We start from the raw sequence: 6,168 nt of genomic DNA, 5'->3' as shown, positions 1-6,168 counted from the left end.
CGTCCCCATCTCCAGCGTCTGTGGGAATGCCGACCTTGAGGGGCACCCAAGCTTCGATTTCCTTGACCCCGACCCGCACAAGCGTCGAAAAAGCATTGAAGGAAGCAAGGCCATTCTGGCTTTTTGCGGCGAGGTGGGCGCCGCAGGCCAGATATGCCCGCCTATTTTCGGCAATGCGCGTGTGCCCGATCTCTCGCCGGTTATGACGCCTTTGGAGATCGAGGACAAGCTGATGGTGGCTATCTGTCGAGAGATCGGCCCCTTTGCCGCCGCACATAACACCCTCTTTCTGCTTGAACCGCTCAATCGTTACGAGCAGCACTATCTGCGTCGTCAAAGCGATGGGGTGCGGGTTATTGAGGAGGCGAATGTGGAAGGTATTGCGCTGCTTAGCGACTTTTTCCACATGCACATCGAGGAGACCAACACACCTCAGGCCTTTCGAGAGGCCGGCAAGCATGTAGCCCACATCCACCTCGCCGATAACACGCGCATGGAGCCGGGCACCGGAGATATAGATTTTGTGGCCGCCTTTAAGGTGCTGCTTGAGATCGGTTTCACCGGCTATATGGCCTATGAGTGCGGTCTAACCGGCAACACCCCACAGGAAAAGGCACAAAATTTGGCGAAAAGCTTAGATTATGTAAGGAACTGCATTGAACAAGCAAAAAGATCGTAAAGGAGCAAGGACATGTATCGCTGCATTCTCGCCGGGTTGGGAGGACAAGGCCTTTTTTGGTTGCGTGAGGTACGCAAGCGCAACGACTGCGAAATTGTGGCCTACGTAGAGCCTTCCTCGACAAACCAGCAACGCGCCATCGAGCACCACAGTGTTCCCAAGGAGCGTCTTTTCGCCTCTCTCGATGACGCGCTTGAAAAGGTTCAGGCCGATTTCGTGCTCGATGTCACGCCTCCGTCCGTCCACCACGTTATTGCCGAAAAAGCGTTTGCCGCCGGCCTCCACGTTTTGGAAGAAAAACCCCTCAGCGACAACTACGCCACGGCAAAGCAGGTGGTGGAGCAGGGCTTAAAGCATAGACGCAAGCACATGATCACCCAAAACTATCGCTTCGGCAGCTTCCCCCGCACCACCCGAAAGCTGCTTGCAGAGGGCAAGATCGGCAAACCGGGGCAGTGCGATATTCGGTTCTACATTCCCTGGGCCGACATTCCCGGCTCTCACTATGTTACTCAACCCTACATGCTCATCAACGACATGATGGTGCACCACTTCGACATGCTGCGCTATGTTCTCGGCACCGAGCCGGAGAGCGTGCAGGCTATCACCTGGAATCACCCTTGGGGCTGGCACAAGGGAGATGCCGCGCACTCCATCGTCTTTTTCTATCCCGATGGCCTCGTCGCCACCCATGTCGCCTGCGGCTGTGCCGTCGGCTCGCAAACCGGCTGGAACGGGGATTGGCGCATCGAGGGGCCAAAAGGCAGTATAGATTGGGACAAGCATCAGATGACCTACTCTCATCTCCATCGCGTGGAACGGCCGATACAAGAAAAGATCGAGCCTTTGGAGGTGCCACCTGCTCATCAGGCGATTCTCGACGAGTTCTTTACGGCCATTCGCGAAGACCGCGATCCGGAATGCAGCGCTGCCGACAACCTGAAATCGCTGGCCATGGTGTTTGCGGCCATCAAAAGCGCTCAAGAGGGACGCAGGGTAAGTCTCAAAGAGATCGGCTAATCCGGCAAAGCACAGAGCTATCGTAAAAACGCGTGAAACCTTTTGACAAAGTTTTACGATCTATACGATAGCTCTTGCTTTTTATGGGGAGCTTGAACCTTACACCCGTATTTAGTACGAAGGAGGACATCCTCGATATGAAGAGAACGACAAGAAAGTCGGCTTTCCTGGCGCTGCTGTTGGCTTTTACGGCTTTGCTTTTTACCGCTCCGCTGGCGATGGCGCGACCAGGCAGTTTTGGCGGTGGTTTTCATGGCGGAAGCTTCGGGCGCAGCTCCGGCTCCTTTGGAGGGTCTCGAAGCTATGGCGGCTTTTTCGGCGGTCGCAGCAGCTCCTTCTCCGGCACACGGAGTTATGGCGGTTCGTTTGGTCGAAGCGGCAGCTACGGTGGAACGTACGGTGGAAGTCGCAGCTATAGCTCCTCCACCCGAAGCTATGGTGGCTCGTTTGGACGTACAGGCGCCTTTGGAAGGGGGCCGAGCTATACCCACTCCTCCTCTTACATCTATCGCGGGCACGTCTATCCCGCTCACTACTATGGCGGATGGAGCGACTACAGCTTCTACTGGGGCGCTCCCCACTGGTACTACTATCTGCCCTTCCATCCGGCCTTCTACTACTATCCCCCTTACGTCGGCCCCGGCGGGTACTACTATCCCGGCGGTTTCAACTGGTTCCACCTGTTTATTAGCCTCGCCGTTTTTGGGCTGATTCTGTGGTTCATAACCCGACTTATCTTCCGCGGCTTTGGAGGAACGCGCTATACGAGCTACTAGCCTTAATGCCCATAACGATAGTCGTGGTGGGCGATGATCCATTCGGCGCGCCTAATGCGCTCGGGGGTTAGGGGGTGGTCTTGCAGCCATTCTGGGGTGTTGTTCCCCCCCTCCCACTTCTCCACAAGCTCTAGTTTGTGGAAGAAGCGGATAAGGCCATTGGGGTCATAGCCGGCGTAGTAGGCGTAGGAAAGCCCGCGCCAATCGGCCTCGTATTCGTCGTCACGGCTGTATTTTAACTGGATAATCTGATCCACGAGGCCTACGGCATTTTGTACGTTGGCATTGGGGAAAAGGATGGAGATAAGGGCACTGTGAATGATGTCGGTTGAGATATGACGTGCCACATGCCGCGCATTGATATGCCCGCACTCATGCCCGATGACACAAGCAAGAGCGCTGTTGTCATTGCCTACCAGATCGAGGAGGCCTCGAAAAACGTAGACGGGGCCGCCGGGCAAAGAAAAAGCGTTTATCTGATTCGAGATAAGCACCTTAAAGGAGTAGGGCACATCGCGCCGATCCATGTGGGGTAGAAGGCTCTCGCCTATTTTTCGTACCCGCTCGGCATCTGGGGAGGTGGTATCTACGCGGAACTCTTGCTCTACCTCGCGTGCACCCTCTTTCCCAAGCTCTATCTCCTGTTTGGTAGAGAGGAAACTACGGGTACGACATCCGCTAAGCGTGGGAAGCCATAACAGAATAACGAACAACACCACATAATGACGCCGCCGCATGGTCTGAGACCTCGCTTTCTAAGAACTCAAGAAGAGGCTTCTCCTTTTTTCTGCAAACCCGCCTTTACTCGGGCTTCCACAAACCGCTCAAGACGATTTAATGCAAAACCGATGCGCCCTGCCAGTGTGGCTTTCTCCCAAACGGAGCCGTGCGCCTGCAGCAGCAACAAGCGCTGATTCCACCGTTCCTGAGGCTGCCAGCGGTACTTATAAGGCTCTTGCCCGCGCAAAAAATCGAACTCGACATGGCCCTCTTCAATAGCCTGACGGATGGCTTGGGCCACCAAAACCGTGCCGGGGCTGTAGCGGGCGTATTCCGGCGCGAAGCCTGCCTGATAGTAGTAGGTTTTATTGCGAAAGGCAAAGCAGTAGACCACAGCCCGAATGTTTCCATCGGCCCGCAAAACATGCAGCCGAAGCCAACCTTTCTCTAAGAAGCGGTTCGCCACCTCCTTATGAAACGCCTGAACCCTACGACTGCCGAACACGCCCGGCAGCCATTTTGCGTTCCAACGCCGTTGATGCAACGTAAAAAGGGCCTCCATGCTCTCTTCCAAAGTCTCTTGCGTGGCAATTAGGAAGGCCGTATCGGGGAAGGTGCGTTGAAGCAGCCGGGCATAGTAACCGATGTTGAAGCGCATCTTTTTGCCTAAACGCGCCGTTAAGGCCTCCCAACGCGGCGGCAAAGGAAGATAGGGGCAAGGTTCGATGGGCTGAATGCCCACAACGGTAGGCAGAATAGTTTGGTCGAGCAATGGCGAATGCGAGGGAAGCTGCTGAAGATCGGCAAGGTTCCAGCCGTCTAAAGAGGTGCGGAGATGGTTGAACAAGGCTTTTGCGACGGCTTTTTCGTGGCCAGGGAGCGCCAAAAAACCCAGATAATCGGAGGAACCGGTGCCGATCCACTCCAAACGGCGGAGGGGGGTGCCGAGATAGCGCCCGACACAGAGCGGTGCAAGGGCTACCGGCTCGCCATTGTCGTAGAACACAAGCACACGAGCACGCCGCTTCGTGCCCACATGGCGCCACCAAGCCTCATTCCATTCCCAAGTCTGGAAAGGCGTAATATCTGCAGCTCGTTCTTGCAGCGCCTGCCAAATCGGTTTAAGGAGTTCTACGGCCTCGCGTTCACGAAACTCTTTAACTTGCAAAACTCTGCCCCCTCGGTGTCCCTCGAAGGATACCTGTTAGATTGTACCTCTAAGCGCCCTGTTCGCACGGGGGTGCCTGTGGGGTCTGAGGCACGAACTCCAAATTATCGTGGCCGAAGGTGGTGGCGAACGCAGCAGCCGCTTGCCGGCCCACCTCCTCTATAGAATAGCTGTGTCCTGTCTGCCGTAACAAAGAGGTAACCCCATAGGCTTGTATGCCGCAGGGCACAATGAGCTGAAAGAGGGAGAGATCGGTGGTAACGTTAAATGCAAACCCATGATGCGTTATCCAGCGATGGATGCGAATGCCGATGGCAGCGATCTTTTCCGGTCGTCCTTCCGGGCCGTCCACCCAAACGCCGGTATAGCCGGGGAAGCGCCATCCTTTGAGGGAATAGGCTGCCAATGTCTGAATAAGCGCCTCTTCCACAAGGCGTAGGTAGTTGTGCACGTCCGGCTTATGCGGGGGCGATTGCAGATCGAAAATGGGGTAGCCCACCAGTTGGCCGGGCGCATGAAGCGTGATGTCGCCCCCCCGATCCGACGGAACAACCTCCACCTGCAGCCGCTTGAGCGTCTCTGGAGAGGCTACCAGGTTCTTCGCGCTTGAAAACCGCCCAAAGGTAATCGTCGGAGGGTGTTGCAACAGGAGAAGCGTGTCGGGAATGTGCCCTTTTCTACGCTCCTCTACGAGGTGGCGCTGCAAATCCCATGCCTGTTGATAGGGCACAATACCAAGTTGTTGCACCCGTAGTATCATGGCAGATATTTACCCGGAGAGCTGGGCAGCCGTCGAGTTGACGAGTCGGCTGTAAAGCTCCTCGATCTGATGGGCCGTAACGGAGGAGGCAAATCGGGCTTTTGCCACCTGCAGCGCGGCTTCGCCCATGCGGCGGCGGCGAGAGGTATCGGCCAATATCTCCACAAGGGCTTCGGCGAGGGCCTCTGGGGTTCTTTCTATCAACAGCCCCGTCTCGCCATCTTGCACCAGTTCCGGATTGCCTCCGGCGCGCGTGGCAACCACCGGTTTGCCCACGGCCATCGCCTCGATGATGGCCATACTACAGGCTTCATAGCAGGATGGCAAGGTGATGACATCCATGGCGGCCATAAGGCGGCGAACATCGTTGCGCGTTCCGGTAAACCGCAGTTGCTCCACATAGCCTTTCGCCAGCGCTTTAAGGTCGGCCTCTACCTGCGGTTGAACGGCACCCACAAAAACGAAGTAGGTCGAGGGATAACACTCCAGCACGCGCCGCGCCGCCTGCACCAAAAGATAGCTCCCTTTGAACGCATTGATCTGGCCGAAAAGCCCCACCAAAAGGGCATCGTCGGGCACGCCGAGTTCGCGCCGCACCTTGCGTTGCTCTAGCGGATCGAGGGTGGGAAACTCGGTAAAGTCCGTGCCGTTATAGACGGTACGGACGCGCTGGGGAGGGACGCCGTGCTCGATAAGCCATTGCCGTAAATACTCCGACACGGCCACAATAGAGGGATCGCGATTGGGCAGAAAGCGGTAGGCCGGGTTTCGATTGATGACATGCACACTGGAGACAACGGGCAGGCCGGCCAACCGGCCTGCGATATGGCCGAGGTAGGCCGCACGGGTAAGATGGGTGTGTAGGATGTGGGCATGAAAGGCTCGTGCGGTTTTAACGATGCGCGGAACGGCAAAGGGCGAAAGCGGCCCGTGCATTACCACCTCACGGCACTCCATACCTGCTTCGCGCACGCGGTCGGGCAGCCAGCCGCCCGGCGGGCATATCACCAGAACACGATGTTCTCGCTCCCGCAAGCGGTTAGCG

General features: G+C 56.6%; 7 protein-coding genes. 3 read left to right on the top strand and 4 right to left on the bottom strand.

The window, feature by feature from the left end; all coding sequences use genetic code 11:
• From VKV29_RS01565 to VKV29_RS01555, 3 genes are all read left to right on the top strand, one after another.
• On the top strand, window positions 1-679 hold a 679-nt coding region (locus VKV29_RS01565; protein ID WP_324199537.1), incomplete at its 5' end, for a sugar phosphate isomerase/epimerase.
• A 12-nt stretch (window positions 680-691) separates the two neighbouring features.
• Window positions 692-1,699, top strand: coding sequence for a Gfo/Idh/MocA family oxidoreductase (locus VKV29_RS01560; protein WP_324199536.1), 1,008 nt, complete (start codon window positions 692-694; stop codon window positions 1,697-1,699).
• Window positions 1,700-1,836: 137 nt separating this feature from the next.
• Entirely contained in the window at window positions 1,837-2,475 is a 639-nt protein-coding gene (locus VKV29_RS01555; protein ID WP_324199535.1) for a hypothetical protein, read from the top strand.
• Between the two features lie 2 nt (window positions 2,476-2,477).
• Here VKV29_RS01555 and VKV29_RS01550 read toward each other — a convergent pair whose 3' ends face one another.
• The 4 genes from VKV29_RS01550 to VKV29_RS01535 form a co-directional block, all read right to left on the bottom strand.
• Window positions 2,478-3,212, bottom strand: coding sequence for a M48 family metallopeptidase (locus tag VKV29_RS01550; RefSeq protein WP_324199534.1), 735 nt, complete (start codon window positions 3,210-3,212; stop codon window positions 2,478-2,480).
• Between the two features lie 26 nt (window positions 3,213-3,238).
• Complete coding sequence (locus tag VKV29_RS01545; RefSeq protein ID WP_324199533.1) at window positions 3,239-4,363, bottom strand: GNAT family N-acetyltransferase; 1,125 nt, start codon at window positions 4,361-4,363, stop codon at window positions 3,239-3,241.
• 49 nt (window positions 4,364-4,412) lie between these two features.
• Window positions 4,413-5,123 (bottom strand): lipoyl(octanoyl) transferase LipB, encoded by a 711-nt coding sequence (lipB, locus tag VKV29_RS01540; protein ID WP_324199532.1) that lies wholly within the window; start codon window positions 5,121-5,123, stop codon window positions 4,413-4,415.
• Window positions 5,124-5,132: 9 nt separating this feature from the next.
• Window positions 5,133-6,168 (bottom strand): glycosyltransferase family 4 protein (locus VKV29_RS01535; protein WP_324199531.1); only part of this gene is annotated, 1,036 nt, incomplete at its 5' end.

It is taken from the genome of Chthonomonas sp., assembly GCF_035294165.1.
In the GTDB taxonomy this organism is placed as follows: domain Bacteria; phylum Armatimonadota; class Chthonomonadetes; order Chthonomonadales; family Chthonomonadaceae; genus Chthonomonas.
Note: the sequence above shows the minus strand (reverse complement) of the source record. Positions and strands in the feature narration are given on the sequence as shown.